This is a genomic window from Pseudomonas sp. P42, assembly GCF_017973755.1.
In the GTDB taxonomy this organism is placed as follows: Bacteria; Pseudomonadota; Gammaproteobacteria; order Pseudomonadales; family Pseudomonadaceae; genus Aquipseudomonas; species Aquipseudomonas iridis.
Map to the genome: position 1 here is coordinate 91,139 of NZ_JACOPU010000005.1, position 14,305 is coordinate 105,443.

The 14,305-nt window shown below is 59.2% G+C and carries 14 protein-coding genes; 4 read left to right on the forward strand and 10 right to left on the reverse strand.

Annotation, left to right across the window (positions count from 1 at the left end; translation table 11 throughout):
* Window positions 1-20 precede the first annotated feature (20 nt).
* From H8B20_RS17205 to H8B20_RS17230, 6 genes are all read right to left on the reverse strand, one after another.
* Window positions 21-1,262 carry an SfnB family sulfur acquisition oxidoreductase gene (locus tag H8B20_RS17205; RefSeq protein WP_210623986.1) on the reverse strand — a complete coding sequence of 414 codons (1,242 nt, stop codon included), beginning with the start codon at window positions 1,260-1,262 and terminating at the stop codon, window positions 21-23.
* Window positions 1,263-1,562: 300 nt separating this feature from the next.
* Window positions 1,563-2,327 carry a hypothetical protein gene (locus H8B20_RS17210; protein ID WP_210623987.1) on the reverse strand — a complete coding sequence of 255 codons (765 nt, stop codon included), beginning with the start codon at window positions 2,325-2,327 and terminating at the stop codon, window positions 1,563-1,565.
* 474 nt (window positions 2,328-2,801) lie between these two features.
* Window positions 2,802-3,551: an L-cystine ABC transporter ATP-binding protein TcyN gene (gene tcyN, locus H8B20_RS17215; RefSeq protein WP_115146055.1), complete on the reverse strand. Its 750-nt coding sequence runs from the start codon at window positions 3,549-3,551 to the stop codon at window positions 2,802-2,804.
* A gap of 4 nt (window positions 3,552-3,555) precedes the next feature.
* Entirely contained in the window at window positions 3,556-4,221 is a 666-nt protein-coding gene (gene tcyL, locus H8B20_RS17220) for a cystine ABC transporter permease (RefSeq protein WP_042557122.1), read from the reverse strand.
* On the reverse strand, window positions 4,221-5,021 hold the full coding sequence (tcyJ, locus tag H8B20_RS17225) for a cystine ABC transporter substrate-binding protein (protein ID WP_210623988.1): 801 nt from the start codon (window positions 5,019-5,021) through the stop codon (window positions 4,221-4,223). The genes tcyL and tcyJ overlap by 1 nt, the downstream gene beginning before the upstream one ends.
* Before the next feature lie 266 nt (window positions 5,022-5,287).
* Window positions 5,288-6,280: a D-cysteine desulfhydrase gene (locus H8B20_RS17230; RefSeq protein WP_210623989.1), complete on the reverse strand. Its 993-nt coding sequence runs from the start codon at window positions 6,278-6,280 to the stop codon at window positions 5,288-5,290.
* Window positions 6,281-6,470: 190 nt separating this feature from the next.
* Here H8B20_RS17230 and epsC point away from each other — a divergent pair, with 190 nt between their 5' ends.
* Both epsC and betT read left to right on the forward strand, forming a co-directional pair.
* Complete coding sequence (gene epsC, locus H8B20_RS17235; RefSeq protein WP_150687667.1) at window positions 6,471-7,397, forward strand: serine O-acetyltransferase EpsC; 927 nt, start codon at window positions 6,471-6,473, stop codon at window positions 7,395-7,397.
* Window positions 7,398-7,798: 401 nt separating this feature from the next.
* Entirely contained in the window at window positions 7,799-9,760 is a 1,962-nt protein-coding gene (gene betT / locus H8B20_RS17240; RefSeq protein WP_164488118.1) for a choline transporter BetT, read from the forward strand.
* A 24-nt stretch (window positions 9,761-9,784) separates the two neighbouring features.
* On the opposite strand, the gene H8B20_RS17245 is transcribed toward betT, so the two are convergent.
* The 4 genes from H8B20_RS17245 to H8B20_RS17260 form a co-directional block, all read right to left on the reverse strand.
* The gene (locus H8B20_RS17245; protein WP_210623990.1) at window positions 9,785-10,045 is read right to left on the reverse strand and encodes a hypothetical protein; all 261 of its coding nucleotides are present in this window, start codon (window positions 10,043-10,045) and stop codon (window positions 9,785-9,787) included.
* 25 nt (window positions 10,046-10,070) lie between these two features.
* The gene (locus H8B20_RS17250) at window positions 10,071-10,538 is read right to left on the reverse strand and encodes a DoxX family protein (RefSeq protein ID WP_228731944.1); all 468 of its coding nucleotides are present in this window, start codon (window positions 10,536-10,538) and stop codon (window positions 10,071-10,073) included.
* Window positions 10,539-10,763: 225 nt separating this feature from the next.
* Window positions 10,764-11,270 carry a DUF1097 domain-containing protein gene (locus H8B20_RS17255; protein WP_210623992.1) on the reverse strand — a complete coding sequence of 169 codons (507 nt, stop codon included), beginning with the start codon at window positions 11,268-11,270 and terminating at the stop codon, window positions 10,764-10,766.
* A 32-nt stretch (window positions 11,271-11,302) separates the two neighbouring features.
* Window positions 11,303-12,043: an SDR family oxidoreductase gene (locus H8B20_RS17260; RefSeq protein WP_210623993.1), complete on the reverse strand. Its 741-nt coding sequence runs from the start codon at window positions 12,041-12,043 to the stop codon at window positions 11,303-11,305.
* A 131-nt stretch (window positions 12,044-12,174) separates the two neighbouring features.
* On the opposite strand from H8B20_RS17260, the gene H8B20_RS17265 reads away from it, so the two are divergent.
* The gene (locus H8B20_RS17265) at window positions 12,175-13,065 is read left to right on the forward strand and encodes a LysR family transcriptional regulator (protein ID WP_210623994.1); all 891 of its coding nucleotides are present in this window, start codon (window positions 12,175-12,177) and stop codon (window positions 13,063-13,065) included.
* A gap of 189 nt (window positions 13,066-13,254) precedes the next feature.
* Window positions 13,255-14,292, forward strand: a complete 1,038-nt coding sequence (mgrA, locus tag H8B20_RS17270; protein WP_210623995.1) for an L-glyceraldehyde 3-phosphate reductase — start codon at window positions 13,255-13,257, stop codon at window positions 14,290-14,292.
* Window positions 14,293-14,305 lie beyond the last annotated feature (13 nt).

The window sequence follows — 14,305 nt, forward strand, 5'->3', positions numbered from 1 at the left end:
TCTGGTCAAAAGTGTTCTGGTCAAATCCAGGAATGGCGAGCCGGCAACGTGCCGTTCAGGCGATAGGCGCCGACCGCGTGATATTTCCAGCGCACCGGGTCGTGCAGTGTGTGCACGCGGGCGTTGCGCCAGTGACGGTCGAGGTTGAATTCGGCGAGGGTGGCGCGGCTGCCGGCCAGTTCGAAGAGCTTTTCGCTGGCCAGCAGCGAGATCTCGGTGGTCAGCACTTTGGCTTCAGCCACGGCAATCGAGGCGCGGGCGGCGGACTCGACGGTGACTGGTGCGGCGTGTACCTGATCGAGCACTTGCCCGGCCTTGCGCAGCAGCGCTTCGGCGGCGTGCAGTTCGATTTTCAGCTTGCCGATGTCAGCTATGACATAGAGGTCATCGCTGGCACGCTCGACCTTGGCGTCAATCCATGGCCGCGCGCGGGTTTTGACAAACTCGATGGCGTCTTCGATGGCGCCACGGGCGATGCCGGCGTCGATCGCTGCTTGAATCAGCTGTGACACCGCGCCTTGAATGTTCGGGGTTTCGTTGATCTTCCAGTTGTCGACGACAAGGCTCGCTTCGACGCGCACGTTGTTCAGCAGGATCGTGCCGCTGGCGGTGGTGCGCTGACCGAAGCCCGACCAATCATCAACAATGCGCAAACCCGGTGTGCCGCGGCGGACGAAGGCCAGCACTTGCTTGCCGTCATCGTTGAGCGCTTTGACCGCGACCCAGTGCGCAAACAGCGCGCCGGTGGAATAAAACTTCTGGCCGTTGATCACGTACTCATCGCCGTCAGCGGTGATGCGCGCTTTCAGTTCCAGGGTGTTTTTGGTGCCGCGTTCAGGGCCGGCATTGCCGATGCGCCAGCCTTCCAGAACACTTTGGAACAGCTGCTTTTTCTGCGCTTCGGTGGCGCAGCCAAGCACCAGGTTGATGATGCCGAACTGGTTCTGCGGGATCTGTCCCAGCGCCGGATCGGCGGCGGAAATGATCGCGAACACCTCGGCCAGCGTGACGAACGAAACCTGCGGACCACCGTATTCGCGCGGGATGGCAATGCTGCCCAGACCACTGCGGGTGAACTGTTCGATTTCCGACCACGGCAATTTGCGTTGGCGGTCGCGCTTGGCGGCCTGCACGCGGGCGACTTGCGCCAGCTCAAGGGCGGCCTCTAGGACTTGGGCGTCGTTGCGCAATACTTGCGCGGGCAACAACAGCGGGGCGATGTCCAGATCAGACTGGACGATTGCATCTGCCAGACTGGACATCAGTGCCGCTCCTTGGCTGCACGCAATGCCCTGGCGATCTGCACTGGGGTGATTGTGTTCCGGACCATACTACCTACCTCACATCTCATGAAAACGCTGCAAAGTGCAGCGAAAGAAAGAATGTCCGGTGGTCCGGTTTATATACCCTAAGCGTGTATAAAAATTAAATAAACTAACTTTTAGGAATATGTATAGAAGGGTTGATGGTCGAGTTGGTCAAGATTTTCAAGGTTGGTAAAACACTTGCGGTGAACGTGAACGATGGGGAGGCGAACGTTCCCTCACCCGTTGGATTCACTGCTAAGGCTTGCGCGTTTCGGCCGCCTTGAGTGCTTGCCTCAATGGCACCTTCAGATAAGGATTCACACAACCGATCTTCAATGTCCGTGGTGGTGCCCAGCGCGAGTTGTTGCCGACCCGGTCGAGGATGCAGTAGGTCACGTCCAGGCGCATATCCTCGCCGGCTTCGACGATGACCGCCGGCGGCACCCAGACCTGAATCGGCAGCCCGATATCGGCAGCCGTGATCGGCGCGAGATCCATACGGACATCGCCCCAGCGCAAAGTGATGGCGTCGTCTTCCGCCATGTTCAGGTAGGGCTCTATGGTCAGTGGCACGCCGCGCTTGATCTGATTCGGATTCACCCCCTGACGGCGAATGGCATCGGGAATTATCACCGGCGCCAGTTGCTGGTTTTCGTCACCGCACACGGCGGCTGGCTGGCCGCCAGGGCAATCGAGTTTGACCCGCACGCGCGTTGCCGCCGACAGTGCCGCGCCGTGACCGACTTGCATCACCCGGTAGTGGATACGCGCGGTGCCGTTGGCAATGAAACTCTCCGGCACACGCATGCTGATCGACTTGCCAACGTCCTCGGCGGTCAGCACCTTTGATGCGATGTAGCACTTGTTCCAGAACAGTTCGATCAGGTCGCCGCAGTCCATGTCGGGATAGGGCGAAACGGCGACCAGCAGATGTGCGGCGGCGGTCAGGTTGATGCCGGTTTTTTGCGCTGGCGACAGTGTCGGTGCTGCCAGTTCGGGGGTATGCGAAGTGCGAGTCATCGATTTCTCTCCTTGAAGCCTTGCAGCGAAGTCCGTTTCTGGAAGAACAAATGGCATGAATCAACTGGCAATAAAGCAATGAACATTTTGTTCAACTTGAGAGTGAGTTGATTAAACTAAGTAGTGCCGGTTGGCGACTAGATAAGAGGGTGCGGGGAAGGGTGTCAATAGTCGGCGGTAGTTAATCTGGGAATTGAGGTTCTATCAGAAGTTTCCTACATTTCTGAAGTCGAAGTCCTAGGCGTAAAAGCGAATCCGACTACCTTTCATAGGCTTTTTTAGCCGTTTTGACGCAGAGTTATTCATACTCATGTCAGTGACATTCGATAAGTTTCAGACGAGTTTTATCTGTTGCAGAACATATATACATGTAGTGCATTGAATGTGTCTGGTGTGTATATAGTCGGGAGGGGGTTGGAGCGGGGTAAAGATAACTTCCATCCATGGAAGTTTGAGAGGGTGCGTTAAACATTCTCAGGCGTGATTCAGGAACTTGCTGAGAAACTGTTGAGTGCGTTCTTCTTTCGGGTTGGCAAACAATGCTTTGGCTTCACCTTGTTCAACGATCACGCCCTTGTCGAAAAACACCACACGGTTGGCCACGTCACGGGCGAAGCCCATTTCGTGGGTGACGATCACCATGGTGCGTTTTTCTTCAGCGAGACCGCGGATGGTCGCCAGCACTTCGCCGACCAGTTCCGGATCGAGGGCCGAAGTCGGCTCGTCGAACAGGATCACTTCCGGCTCCATCGCCAACGCACGGGCGATCGCCACGCGTTGTTGCTGACCCCCGGAAAGTCGACGCGGATAAGCGTCTTCCTTGCCGGCGAGACCGACCTTGGTCAGTAGCTTCTTGCCCAGGGCAACCGCTTGTTCGCGCGGCATCTTCTTGACCACGATCGGCCCTTCGATGACGTTTTCCAGAGCGGTGCGATGGGGGAACAGGTTGAAGTTCTGGAACACGAAGCCCACATGCTGGCGCAGATTGCGCACCAGACCTTGTTGCTGGTTCAGCGGGCGGCGGGTATCGATTTCGATATCGCCGACCTTGATCCGGCCGCTGGTGGGTTCTTCAAGGAAATTCAGGCAGCGCAGGAACGTCGTCTTGCCCGAGCCGCTAGGGCCGATGATCGCGACGACCTCGCCTTCCTTTACCTCAAGGTCAATGCCGTTGAGCACCACTTGACCCTTGAACTGCTTTGTCAGTTTTTCCACGACAATCATGGGGTCAGGACTCCTGGTCGTGCCGATTGACCCGCTCTTCCAACTTGTTCTGCAAGTGCGACAGCACCGTGGCCAGAATCCAGTAGATCAGCGCGGCGGCAAGATACATGGTGAAGACTTCGAAAGTCCGGGCGGTAATCAGCTGCGCCTGACGGAATAGTTCCGGCACCTGAATGGTTGCGGCCAGTGCAGTGTCCTTGACCAGTGAAATGAAGCTGTTGCCCAGCGGCGGCAATGCCGTGCGCATCGCTTGCGGCAGGATGGCCCGACGCAAGGTTTGCGCGCGGGTCATGCCGATGCTCGCAGCGGCCTCCCACTGGCCGCGTTCGATCGAGCCGATCGCGGAGCGCAGGATTTCACAGGCGTAGGCGGCCATGTTCAGCGAGAAGCCGATCAGCGCCGCTGGCAGCGGATCAAGCTCCAGGCCCATTTGCGGCAAGCCGTAATAGATCACGAACAGCTGCACCAGCAACGGCGTGCCGCGAAAGAACGACACGTAGATGCGGGCCAGCCAGCTGACCGACTTGAAGCGCGACAGGCGCATCAACGCCAGGCCAAAGCCCAGCAGCAGGCCGAAGAACATCCCGCCGAGGCTGAGGACAACCGTGTAATACGCGCCCTTAAGCAGGAAGGGCGCGGAATCAAGTGCGAGTTGGAAAGCTTCTTCCATTATTTAGTGACGTCTGCGTTGAAGTATTTTTCCGACAGCTTCTTCAGGGTACCGTCTGCACGCAGTTCGTCGAGGGCCTTGTTCAGGGCGGCCAGCAGTTCCGGCTCGCCTTTGCGCAGGGCAATGCCGGACTCCTGACGGGAAAAGGCTTCACCGGCAGCGACGGTTTTCGGAGCTTTTTTGGCGTACTCAAGGGCGGCCAGACGGTCGATCAGGATAGCGTCAGTGCGGCCATTGTTCAGGTCGGCGAACTTGGTCGGATCATCATCGTAGGTACGCACGTCTGCACCCGGCACGTTGGCGCGGACCCACTGCTCGTAGTTGGTGCCCAGACCTACACCGACTTTCTTGCCGGCCAGGTCAGCGGCGGTCTTGATGTTCAGCGCGGATTCCTTGCTCTTCAGCACCAACGCCTGGATACCGGAGACGGTGTACGGTTCGGAGAAGTCGTACTTCTTCTTGCGCTCCTCGGAGATGGTCACCTGATTGACCACGACGTCCAGGCGCTTGGATTCCAGCGCAGCGAGGATGCCATCCCATTTGGTTGGCTGGATCTTGGCTTTGACACCGAGTTTTTGCGCCAGGGCTTCGGAGAGCTCGACTTCGAAACCGGACAGTTTGCCGTCGGCATCGACGAAGCTGAACGGTGGGTAAGTGCCTTCCAGGCCGACGTTGATAACGCCTTTGTCCTTGATCTGTTGCAGCTGCTCACCGGCCACTGCCTGGCCGATCAGACCGGCGCTCAGCGCCAGGCCCAGCGAACCAACCAGCAGATTGCGACGTAGTGCGGAAAAATTCATGACAAGCCCCTGTGTTTTCTTATGGAAGACGCTTAAGGAATGTAGGCAAATGGGTGATTTGAACGACAGCGCTATCCTGCCTTAAAGCAGCTTATGCGTCTCTCGCGAAATTCGCCTGCGGCGAGACTATATGGCTTCTGTCTTAGACTTGAAAATACTAATTACTTAATTTGATATTCGTTTTTAGAATATGTGGCGAATTCGAAAAAATCGCAGCCCTGCTCCTCGCAGGAGCTGCCCAAGGCTGCGATCTTTTGATCTGTCGGCTACAGAAAATCCTTATAGGCGAACAACGCCGGGGCCCCACCGGTGTGCAGAAAAATAATCGGACCTTGATCGAAGCGCGAACGGCCAATGCCATCGAGCAAACCCGCCATGGCCTTGCCGGTATACACCGGGTCGAGTAACAGGCCTTCCTGACTGGCTAACAACTTTACCGCCGCCAGTGTCCCGGCATTCGGTTCGCCGTAGCGCGGGCCGAAGTATTCGTCCCACAATTCGACTTTGAAGTTTGCCGGCAGCGCGACACCGAGCAGCTCCGCCGTGCGTTCGGCCAGACCCTGCACCTTCGGGCGCTGGTCTTCTTCGCTACGCGAAACGGTTACGCCGATCACCGGCAATTCGGGCAACGCTTCGCTCAGGGCCAGCGCCAGACCGCTGTGCGTGCCGGCGCTGCCCGAAGCCAACACCACGGCGGCAAAGTCGAGGCCGGTGTCTTTGATCTGCTCGGCCAGTTCCAGGCCAGCACGGACGTAACCCAGCGCACCGAGCGCATTCGAGCCACCGATCGGCACCAGATACGGCTTCTTGCCGTTGCTGCGCAAACGCGCGGCGAGGGCGGCCAGTTGCTCGTCGGCGTTGTCGAGGTTTTCGACCAGCTCGACCTTGGTGTCGAACAGATCCAGCAGCAGTCGATTGCCGTTGCCGGTGTAATTGCTGTCGTCAGTGCCCAACGGATTTTCCAGCAGCGCGACACAACTCAGGCCTAGTTTGGCGGCCAGTGCTGCGGTCTGGCGAACATGGTTCGATTGCAGTGCGCCGGCGGTGATCAGCGTGTCGGCCCCCTGCGCGAGCGCATCGGCGGCGAGGTATTCGAGTTTGCGTAATTTGTTGCCACCCATGGCCAGCGGCGTTAGATCATCGCGTTTGATGTAAACGTCGCGGCCGAGCCAGGCAGAGAGGCGCTCAAGTTTTTCCAGTGGGGTTGGTTGGCCGAGCAGGTCGAGACGGTTAAAACGGTCCAGCTGTTGTTTAATCATGAGTCCGTACTGGCGGAGAAAGATGAAAGGACTATAGGCAGTCGATTTTGCAGGGGCAACCGCGAATCGCTTATAGCCAAATGGACTGAGCCCAGCACTATCGGTTCTTAATTCGCACTCGTGGGCATGCCGTAAAGTAGTCGCCGTTGACGCGGCCAGACAGTCCGGCCGCCCGTGAGGAGTCTTTACCGTGAGCGAGCGTTCCAGCCATTGGCAATTGCAGACCATCGTCAGCCAACTGCGCACCGCGCGGGATCAGTGGCGCGCACAAAATGGCCGGGCCACCGGCGAGCAGGGTGGCCGCGAGTTGCCGTCGCGGGCGGCGATGGCGGAGATTCTCGAGGCTTTATGTGGTGCGTTGTTCCCGATGCGCCTGGGGCCGGTCGATCTGCGCGAAGAAAGTGAAGATTTTTATGTGGGGCACACCCTCGACGTCGCGTTGAATGCCTTGCTGGCGCAGACGCGACTTGAGCTGCGTTATGTTGCCCGGCACAGCGCGCAGGTCGACACCGAGGTCGAGGCCCGGGCGATCCAGATCGTCCAGGATTTCGCCCTTGCCTTGCCGGGGTTGCGCACGCTGCTCGACACCGACGTGCTGGCGGCCTATCACGGCGATCCGGCAGCGCGCAGCGTTGATGAAGTGCTGCTGTGCTACCCGGGGATTCTGGCGGTAATTCACCATCGTCTGGCGCACCATTTGTATCGCGCCGGGTTGCCGTTGCTGGCGCGGATCAGCGCGGAAATCGCTCACTCGGCGACGGGCATCGATATCCACCCGGGCGCGCAGATCGGCCGCAGTTTCTTCATCGACCATGGCACGGGTGTGGTGATCGGCGAGACCGCGATTATTGGTGAGCGGGTGCGGATTTATCAGGCAGTGACTTTGGGCGCCAAGCGCTTCCCGGCAGATGAAGACGGGCAGTTGCAGAAGGGCCATCCGCGTCATCCGATTGTTGAAGATGACGTGGTGATTTATGCCGGGGCGACGATTCTTGGACGGATCACCATTGGCAAGGGCTCGACCATTGGCGGCAATGTATGGCTGACGCGCAGTGTGCCGGCCGGGTGCAATTTGACTCAGGCCAATTTGCAGCATGATGACGGGACGCAGAAGTAGGTTTCTGAATCTGCGTTGCTGCTTCGGGCCTCATCGCGAGCAGGCTCGCTCCCACAGTGGAACGCACTCCAAAGTGGGAGCGAGCCTGCTCGCGAAAATTTTTTAAGGTTGTATCGAGATAATGGCCTTCCGCCAATTCTCCAGTGAACGATTCGCCCCAAACCAACGTCATACCCCTCCTTGAGCTAGCGTAGGAAAGCTACCGCTTAGCCGTGCGATTAGTCCTTAGCGCCCTATCCATGTTTAACTTGAACGTTCATTCAAGTTAAACCGGTGGTTCGCTGCCCGCTCACAACAGGAGGCTTGCCTTTGCTGAGTCCGATCATTTCAGCCACGTTTCAACCCCTAGAGGTGCACGTTTCATGAGTGCATCGTCTACCCCCGCCAGCGGTCTGGTGCGGATGAATCCGCCGGTGTTCTACTTCGCCGCGACGTTTATTCTGCTGTTTGGTCTCGTTGTCATCGCCATGCCGCAACAGGCCGGTGCCTGGCTGCTTGAAGCACAAAACTGGGCGGCCAATACGGTCGGCTGGTATTACATGCTCGCGATGACGCTGTATCTGGTCTTCGTGGTGGTCACCGCGTTATCCGGCTACGGCAAGATAAAACTCGGTGCCGACCACGACGAACCCGAGTTCAGTTATCTGTCCTGGGCCGGCATGCTGTTCGCCGCCGGGATCAGCATTACGCTGTTCTTTTTCTGCGTTTCAGAGCCGCTGACTCACATGCTGCAGCCCCCACAGGGCGAGGCCGGCACCGCGGATGCGGCGCGTCAGGCCATGCAGGTGCTGTTTCTGCACTGGGGCCTGCATGGCTGGGGCGTTTTCGCCTTCGTCGGCATGGCCCTGGCGTACTTCGCCTATCGGCATAACCTGCCGCTGGCCCTGCGCTCGGCGCTGTATCCGCTGATCGGCAAACGCATCAACGGCCCGATTGGTTACGCGGTGGATGGCTTCGGCATCATCGCCACGGTGTTCGGTCTCGGCGCCGACATGGGCTTCGGTGTGCTGCACCTCAACTCGGGTCTCGACTACCTGTTCGGCATTGCCCACACCCAGTGGATTCAGGTCGGCCTGATCACGCTGATGATGGGCGCGGCGATCCTCGTCGCCGTGGCCGGGGTCGATAAAGGCGTGCGGGTGATGTCCGACATCAACATGCTGCTGGCCTGTGCGCTGCTGCTGTTCGTGCTGTTCGCCGGCCCGACTCAGCACCTGCTCAACACCTTGATCCAGAACATCGGTGACTACCTCGGCGCGTTGCCGATGAAGAGTTTCGACCTCTACGCCTATGACAAACCGAGCGACTGGCTCGGCGGCTGGACAGTGTTCTACTGGGCCTGGTGGATTGCATGGTCGCCGTTCGTGGGCCTGTTCATTGCGCGGATTTCCCGTGGTCGCACCATCCGTGAATTCGTTTTCGGCGTGCTGTTGATTCCGCTCGGCTTCACCTTGGCGTGGATGTCGATCTTCGGCAACAGCGCCATCGATCAGGTGCTCAATCACGGAATGTCGGCGATGGGCATGTCGGCGATCGAAAATCCATCGATGACCCTCTACCTGCTGCTGGAAACCTACCCGTGGAGCAAAACTGTCATCGCCGTGACGGTGTTTATCAGCTTCGTGTTCTTCGTCACCTCTGCTGACTCCGGCACGGTGGTGCTCTCGACCCTGTCCGCCAAGGGCGGCAACCCTGACGAAGACGGGCCTAAATGGCTGCGGGTGTTCTGGGGCGCGATGACAGCGTTGATCACCAGTGCGCTGCTGTTCTCCGGCAGCATTGATGCATTGAAGTCGGCCGTGGTGCTGACCTCGTTACCGTTCTCGTTGATTCTGCTGCTGATGATGTGGGGCCTGCACAAGGCGTTCTATCTCGAATCGCAGAAGCAGATCGCGCAACTGCATTCGCTGGCGCCGGTGTCCGGTTCGCGGCGTGGCACGGGTGGTTGGCGACAACGCCTGAGCCAGGCGGTGCACTTCCCGTCGCGTGATGAGGTGTACCGTTTCATGGACAGCACGGTGCGCCCGGCGATCGAAGAAGTGACGGCGGTGTTCGTCGAGAAAGGCTTGAATGTGGTCACTCAGCCCGATCCTGCGCACGACAACGTCAGCCTGGAAATCGGCCATGGCGAGCAGCATCCGTTCATCTATCAGGTGCAGATGCGCGGCTACTTCACGCCGTCGTTCGCACGTGGCGGCATGGGCTCCAAACAGCTCAACAATCGCCGTTACTACCGCGCTGAAGTGCACCTGAGCGAGGGCAGTCAGGATTACGATCTGGTGGGTTACACCAAGGAACAGATCATCAACGACATCCTCGACCAGTACGAACGCCACATGCAGTTCCTGCACCTGGTGCGTTAATCATGAGCTGGGCGCCGGGTCTGTTCAGGACTCGGCGCTCAGCACCATGAACAACACCATCGTCGCCACCGGCACGCCGAACACCACACTGCCGATCCCCAGCTCCGACCCCACGGACTGGCCGGCATGCACCACTCCCACCGCGCCATTGATCACCGTCAACGCCAGCCACAGCGCGGCGAAGCCGTAGGCCATGGTCTGACGGCTGAAGCCGATGCGCTCACCGATGTAGAGCATCAGGGCGAGGAGGGCCAGGCCGAAGAGAATGATGATGGTGGTGTGCATGGCGACGTCCTCGCGACAGCAACTTTCAGAGTTCTCGACCTAAAGTGTGGTCGAGTGAGTAGCGTCCTGCTCCGCGAAACAGGATGTACAGCGACAGAAACGCCATCAGCACCGGGTATTCGATGCCACGGTCGATCCAGGGCCACGTAGGTCCGAGAATACTGGCGATCGTCAGCATCTGGATACCCATCATCGCCGCCAGCAGGCGCGTGCCCAGTCCCAGAGCCAGCAGCAATCCGCCGACACCTTCCAGCAGCGCCACCAGCAGGCCAATCAGGCCCGGCATAGGCAGGTGCAGGACGTTCTGGATCAGGTTGATCGACGCGGCCATCGGATCGGCCATCGAACCGTGCGACTGACCCAGCAGTTTGGGCAAGCCGTGGGTCACCATGATCACACCGTACGTGGCGCGTAACAGGGCGTAGGAAATGGGTTCACCGAGGCGATAGAACGGCGCAAGGGCGAGAATAAGCAAGGTCGGGTTCTGGCGCATGGGGAGCTCCGAGGCACGGGTCATCAATGATCGTTCCCACGCAGAGCATGGGAACGATCGGTGGCAGAGCAGGCATTAGCGCAGTGTCGGTTTCAGCAGGTCTTCCAGACCGATGCGGCGGAACATCTGGGCGCGTACCCGATCGGCGGGCGAGCCGGAGTGCACGAAATGGTTGGTGCCCCTGTTGGATTTCATGGCGTTGATCTCTGCACAGTGAGGGTGGTTTCAGGCGCGACGAGGAAGGCGTTGTTGCGCGACATGGGACAACCAACCGGCGAAGGAACCGAGGGTGCCGGCTGCGCCCAGTTCAACGAAGCTTTCCAGAGAGGGTTCCAGGTGCGAGGCGAAATAGGCGATCAGGCCGAGAAAGTAAGCGACGAGGTTGTTCATCGTCCGGGTGGCACGTAGCGACACCACGACCATCGCCACGACAAACACCACGACCGGCAGGGCAAACAGGCCCAACGTGGGGGTCAGGGCGCCGATGCTCAGCGCCGCAGCCATGCCGAAGGCGATGCCCATCAGCACACAGCCGAGGTTCACCAGGCCGTCACGCAAGGTCAGGCCACGGCTAAAGAACGCGACCCAACCGACAAACATCGCCCACACTGGCAGGGTCAGCAACAGGCTGGAACCGGCCGCCAGTGCGGCAGTGGCGGCAGCCACCGCGGTGAATAGCGTAAACATCAGTTTCGATTGCCCGGTGTGGGCGGTATTGGCTGGATGACTCATGATTTTCTTCTCCTTTGCCCGGGTGAGGCCGCTCAGACAAGGCCGCCGTTGACGCGCAAGACTTGCCCGTTGACCCAAGCCGAATCCGGGCCGACCAGGAAGGACACGACGCGGGAAATGTCTTCTGGCTGAGCCAGGCGTTCCAGCGGAGGCATCTTGGCGAAGGTCTGAATCTGCTCTTCACTCTTGCCGTGCAGAAACAACTCAGTAGCGACTGGGCCCGGTGCCACGGCATTGACGGTGATGTTGCGTCCGCGCATTTCCTTGGCGAACACCTGGGTCAGCGACTCCACCGCTGCTTTGCTGGCGATGTACACCGCGTAACCCGGCAGGTTCATGCCGACGGTGCTGCTGGAGAAGTTGATGATCCGCCCGCCACTGTTCAAGCGTGTCGCTGCTTCGCGCAGGGTATTGAAAGTGCCGCGAGCGTGGATGTTGAAGTTCTTCTCGAACAGTTCGTCTGTGTGTTGCGCCAAGGGCAACACCTTGAGGATGCCGGCGTTGTTCACCAGTACATCGATCATCCCCAGTTGTGCCTCGGTCTCATCGAACATGCGCTGCACGTCGCCGGCATTGGCGACATCGGCCTTGACCGCCATGGCCTGATGCCCGGCCTGGCGCAACTCAACCACCAGTTTCGAGGCTTCACTGGCGCTGCTCGCATAGTTGATGGCGACGGCGAAACCTTCGCTGGCCAGTTGCTTGGCAATCACGGCGCCGATGCCGCGAGAAGCACCGGTTACGAGGGCGACTTTCGAAGTTTGCTGAGTCATGGCGATGATCCTTGTGCAGGTGTTGATTGGGAGTGGAGCCAATTTCACATGTTTACTCACACCGATAAATGCACGAGAGTTGCCTTGACTGTTCAAAAATCGCCAACAATCAAAAGCCGGGGGAAAGCGCCGTGGATCAAGTCAAAGCAATGAAGGTGTTCGTGCGGATCTACGAGCGCAGCAGCTTCACCTTGGCGGCCGATGACCTGAACCTGCCACGGGCGACACTGACTCATACCCTCAATCAATTCGAAGCCTGGCTCGGCACTCGCTTGCTGGAGCGCAGCACGCGCAAAGTGCGGCCTACATTGGACGGCGAGGCTTACTACCAACGCTGTGTGCAATTGCTCGCGGAACTGGAGGAGGCCGAATTGGCGTTTCGCGGCGTGGCGCCAAAAGGACGGCTGCGGGTGGATCTGCACGGGACGCTGGCCAAGCATTTTGTGATCCCGGCGCTGCCGCAATTCATGGAGCGTTATCCCGACATCGAACTGTCGATCAGCGAGGCCGACCGCTTCGTCGATCTGATCGCCGAAGGCGTCGATTGCGTGCTGCGCGCCGGGACGCTTGGCGATTCCAACCTCATCGGCAAGCGAGTCGCCAGCCTGCGCCAGATCACCTGCGCCAGCCCGGCGTACCTGCGTCAATACGGTGAGCCGAAGAACCTCTCTGAACTGAAAAACCATCGCGCGGTGAACTACGTCTCGCGCACCACGGCCAAGTTGTTTCCCTTCGAATTCATGGTTGACGGCGAACTGCAGGAAGTCGCCATCGACGGTGCGCTGTCGGTGTTCGGCGCGGAAATTTATGCCGCGTCGGCGATTGCCGGGCTGGGCATCATCCAGTGCCCGCATTACCGGATGGAAACGCTGATTGCTCAGGAAGTGGTGCAGGAAATCCTCATCGACACGCCACCACCTCCGATGCCGGTATCCGTGCTCTACCCGCACAACCGACAAATGTCGCCACGGGTTCGGGTGTTTGTGGATTGGTTGGGGGAGGTTTTTGCAGTGGCTGTTTGAAGGCGGGGCGAGATCAAAAGATCGTCGGAGCGCGGCCCGAGCCTGGCGAGGGTTTACCGTAGAAGATGAAATTTCTGAAACGTTTCAGCATTTTCTCGAGTCCGGCGTTTATCAGTGTTTGTCTGGGCGTATGCTGGGCAACTTGCGAAGCAGTCGATACCAAATTCAAAACAGACAAGAGAGGATTCGATGACTTACACCGCTGCCGAAAACCGCTACGACTCCATTCCTTACCGCCGCGTCGGCCGCAGCGGTCTGGTGCTGCCGGCGCTGTCGCTGGGCCTGTGGCACAACTTTGGCGACAGCACGCCGATCGACACCCAGCGCGCCTTGCTGCGCACCGCGTTCGATCTGGGCATCAACCACTTCGACCTGGCCAACAACTACGGCCCGCCGTATGGCAGTGCCGAAATCAATTTCGGTCGCCTGCTGCGTGAAGACTTCAAGCAGTACCGCGATGAACTGATCATCTCCAGCAAAGCCGGTTGGGACATGTGGCCAGGCCCGTACGGGCAGGGCGGCGGTTCGCGCAAATACGTGCTGGCCAGCCTCGACCAGAGCCTGCAACGCCTCGGTCTGGACTATGTGGATATCTTCTATTCGCATCGCTTCGACTCGGACACCCCGCTGGAAGAAACCGCCAGCGCCCTCGCCACTGCGGTGCAACAGGGCAAGGCGTTGTACATCGGCATCTCGTCGTATTCGGGCGTGAAGACCCGTGAGATGGCAGCGCTGCTCAAGGAATGGAAAGTGCCGCTGCTGATTCATCAACCGGCCTACAACCTGCTCAATCGCTGGGTGGAAAAAGACCTGCTCGACACCACCGAAGAACTCGGCACGGGCGTCATCGCTTTCACGCCATTGGCGCAAGGTCTGCTGACCGACAAATACCTTAACGGCGTGCCGGAAGATGCGCGGGTCAATCGTCCGGGCGGTGGTTCGTTGCAGGCTTCGCACTTGTCCGAGGCGAACATCGCGCATGTGCGTGCGTTGAATGAGATCGCCAAACGTCGCGGCCAGAGCCTGGCGCAACTGGCGCTGGCGTGGACCCTGCGTGATCCGCGAGTGACCTCGGCACTGATCGGCGCGAGCCGGCCGGAGCAGATTATCGAGAACGTCGGGGCGTTGAAGAATTTGAGTTTCAGTGCTGAAGAGTTGGCGGAGATTGACCGGTTTGCCCAAGAGGGTGGGATCAATCTTTGGGAGAAGCCGTCGACGGCGGAATAAGTGACTGGCGCCG

What these genes read in the sequence shown, in the direction of transcription:
- betT (WP_164488118.1), top strand. Translation starts at nt 7,799, where the DNA reads ATGAATCCGCCGGTGTTCTACTTCGCCGCGACGTTTATTCTGCTGTTT.
- H8B20_RS17245 (WP_210623990.1), bottom strand. Translation starts at nt 10,045, where the DNA reads ATGCACACCACCATCATCATTCTCTTCGGCCTGGCCCTCCTCGCCCTG.
- H8B20_RS17260 (WP_210623993.1), bottom strand. Translation starts at nt 12,043, where the DNA reads ATGACTCAGCAAACTTCGAAAGTCGCCCTCGTAACCGGTGCTTCTCGC.
- tcyJ (WP_210623988.1), bottom strand. Translation starts at nt 5,021, where the DNA reads ATGAATTTTTCCGCACTACGTCGCAATCTGCTGGTTGGTTCGCTGGGC.
- tcyN (WP_115146055.1), bottom strand. Translation starts at nt 3,551, where the DNA reads ATGATTGTCGTGGAAAAACTGACAAAGCAGTTCAAGGGTCAAGTGGTG.
- H8B20_RS17250 (WP_228731944.1), bottom strand. Translation starts at nt 10,538, where the DNA reads ATGCGCCAGAACCCGACCTTGCTTATTCTCGCCCTTGCGCCGTTCTAT.
- mgrA (WP_210623995.1), top strand. Translation starts at nt 13,255, where the DNA reads ATGACTTACACCGCTGCCGAAAACCGCTACGACTCCATTCCTTACCGC.
- H8B20_RS17230 (WP_210623989.1), bottom strand. Translation starts at nt 6,280, where the DNA reads ATGATTAAACAACAGCTGGACCGTTTTAACCGTCTCGACCTGCTCGGC.
- tcyL (WP_042557122.1), bottom strand. Translation starts at nt 4,221, where the DNA reads ATGGAAGAAGCTTTCCAACTCGCACTTGATTCCGCGCCCTTCCTGCTT.
- H8B20_RS17205 (WP_210623986.1), bottom strand. Translation starts at nt 1,262, where the DNA reads ATGTCCAGTCTGGCAGATGCAATCGTCCAGTCTGATCTGGACATCGCC.
- H8B20_RS17210 (WP_210623987.1), bottom strand. Translation starts at nt 2,327, where the DNA reads ATGACTCGCACTTCGCATACCCCCGAACTGGCAGCACCGACACTGTCG.
- H8B20_RS17255 (WP_210623992.1), bottom strand. Translation starts at nt 11,270, where the DNA reads ATGAGTCATCCAGCCAATACCGCCCACACCGGGCAATCGAAACTGATG.